Annotated in this window: 2 protein-coding genes; both read left to right on the top strand. The window is 35.6% G+C overall.

Annotation, left to right across the window (positions count from 1 at the left end; all coding sequences use genetic code 11):
• Window positions 1-322 precede the first annotated feature (322 nt).
• Window positions 323-1,300 (top strand): questin oxidase family protein, encoded by a 978-nt coding sequence (locus tag ABYD77_RS18580; protein ID WP_372771583.1) that lies wholly within the window; start codon window positions 323-325, stop codon window positions 1,298-1,300.
• 350 nt (window positions 1,301-1,650) lie between these two features.
• Window positions 1,651-2,124, top strand: coding sequence for a DUF1203 domain-containing protein (locus ABYD77_RS18575; RefSeq protein ID WP_372771582.1), 474 nt, complete (start codon window positions 1,651-1,653; stop codon window positions 2,122-2,124).
• Window positions 2,125-2,878 lie beyond the last annotated feature (754 nt).

Below are 2,878 nucleotides of genomic sequence, written 5' to 3'. Positions count from 1 at the left end.
AATTCAGTTTTATCAGCTTTTATTTTTTGATGAACAACTTTATTAGCACGCTCATCAAGTATGCAAACGTATAAAATGTGTGCATGCAGGTAAATTCCACAATAATATTTGTGAAAAGTAGTATAGAATTTCATTGAACTTTCTCCTTTTGGTTTGGTCCCTTGAGGTTTAGCTGTTCGCTAAACTTCCGGGAGAAGGTTCAATAAGTATCAAGCGCATTAAGCATGGGACTGCTAACAATTTGCTAGGTTCCGCTTCGCTTCACATTTTATCAAAGTATTATCAGCCCCTCATGCGGGCTACATAACATTCATGGAGAATCATGGAAGACTCAAACACTCTAAATATACTTCTTGAACAAGCAGGAAAATATCACCCTATGTATGATTGTGGTCTGGCAACTCATGTTCCTATGGTTTTGACTGCGTTAAATGCTATGGGGGCATCGAAGAATAAATTACAGAAAACATTTTATCAAAGTATCGACGAACTTGAAAAGATCGGTAGCTTAGACAGTGTTACTGCTGTTGATGCTATAGAGCTTGAGCTTAGCAATAGTGAAAGCTACCTAAGATATTTAAAGTATTTTCAAAACCAATTGGAAAATTACTCTATCCAAGACGTTCTTGAAAAATCTCTTCCATTTTTATTGCCAGGAATTGCAGCTTCTGCTTTTCATGGTCTCATTAGATTGGCGTATGCTATCGAAGCGAACTCTAGAAGTGAAATAGCCGTTGCACTCGCCTATTGGAGTGCAGAATTTCAACCTTTTGAAATAGTTGAAGAAACAATTGATGAAAGTTTAGAGGATATATTAATCCGATTATCTCCATTAGGTGAAAGCTTTAACTTTTCGCCTGGAATTATTGTTGATCATATGGCTGAAATAGGGGATCTATTAAAGTCCAATGGCGAAATTATCCACCCAAAAAAAATTGACTTGGAAACTCTTAAAGCGTTTGTTTTAAAACTCTTCTACTTGCAAAATGATTTTACTTTATTGCATACAGTAACGGGTTGTCATGCCTTTTCAATCATATTACCTTATATAGAAAATGAAGGTTTTGCGTTAAAAGAGTTGTGGAAGGCTGTATTAGTAGCTTACTTGAGTACAGGGCTGAAATTTAAAAATACTGAGATTAAGGTTGAAAGCTACAATTATGATTTTTCACCAGTTATTGCTAAAGCCCTTAATGCAGAAGACTCTCATATAATAAAATTAATATATAGTAGCTATTGTGAGTATCAAAAATCACTAAATCCTTTGTATTTCTTAATTGCAAAAAGGGCTGCAATTTAATGTCGCAGCTAACAAATGCAAGCATCTGACTTGCTTCGCTCTGGGCTGTTGCGGGCATTAATTGGCACTATGAATTATCGTACAAACCGTCTAATAATTAAGGTCTGAGGGTTACATTGAGGGGAAATGTTTGTTGATCCCGAATGGTATGTAACCTTTAAGGCTGAGAATATCCAGCAGTATAATAATGAGTAAGAGATCCAGAAGTTTGCACCAGATATACTGCGTTTTGTTCGAATGGTGGCGGGGCGTTAAACTCAAAAATCATCTAAGTACCATGTCCGAGTATTGCTAGTACTAAATACATGGATGTTTATAATCAAAATTCGTTATGTAAATAGGTTTAATAAATGACAACTAATTTTTTGATAAAAGCACTAGCTAAAGATAACTTTCATGAGCTAATGCTCAAAGACAATGAGAAATTAAGCATTTCTGAAGCTGTTTGGATTACTGTAGACGCAGAGCCTGGATACCCATGTCGTGTTTCTCTCTCAGATGCAAAAATAGGTGAGAGAGTGCTAGCGTTATCTTTCTGTCATCATAATGTCAATTCACCCTACAGAGCATCTGGTCCCATATTTGTTCGCGAAAAAGCACAAATGGCTAATTTAGATATAAATGAAATACCTAAAATGCTAAGACATAGATTACTTTCAGTAAGAGCTTACAATTCGGAAAACTTAATGATTGGAGCTGAAGTGGTACAAGGAAAAGAGTTAGAGTTTGCAATTGATAGACAATTTCAGAATAGTGATGTTGAATACATTCATATTCACAATGCAATCCCTGGGTGTTTTAATTGTAGCGTGCATCGGGCCTAACACATATGGATCTTCTCCGGTCAAGTAAGCATAACGATTCTTTTTAGCTGCTTTTAAGCAGCTAATTTGTATTGGCAATTCTTAAATCTGTTCAACTTCGTTATCTCGGTTAACTGTTAAAATCTTTTACGGCAAACACAGTAATCTCTTATTGCGAGCTCATTGCCGCCTAAATCAGTTGATACAACTTATTGTTTAGGGCCACTAGACATTCATCGATTAACCTTAATCTGGCGATACTCAAAGAGATGGCTCATTCGTCCAGTTAGTTAAAGGCTAAGCTAAGGTGTAAACGATTCAATTCATTTCTTAAATTAATGCGTACCAATGGGGTGTCTAATCAAGGCCAAATAGCTTATTACTGCGACAACACTTACCTATATCATTCAGCTGTTACTGACTTAAACACAAATAATACATGGTTGTTCATGCTTACCTAGTTAGGTGTAGAGCTCTCCCCACTATGCAACTTTGCTTTTTAAAAAACTTTCATCATCGAATACCGTTTTGTTCTTCGACACAAATCACTATGCCACTACACTAACCCAATCCCAACATGCATGCACTCGACACCAATCACTATATATTCAACATAAGGTGAAATTAGTTAAGTAATTCAGTTTTATCAGCTTTTATTTTTTGATGAACAACTTTATTAGCACGCTCATCAAGTATGCAAACGTATAAAATGTGTGCATGCAGGTAAATTCCACAATAATATTTGTGAAAAGTAGTATAGAATTTCATTGAACTT

It is taken from the genome of Pseudoalteromonas sp. (assembly GCF_041629635.1).
Classification (GTDB): domain Bacteria; phylum Pseudomonadota; class Gammaproteobacteria; order Enterobacterales; family Alteromonadaceae; genus Pseudoalteromonas.
The sequence above is the reverse complement of the archived record's forward strand: the minus strand, read 5'-3'. Positions and strand labels throughout refer to the sequence as shown.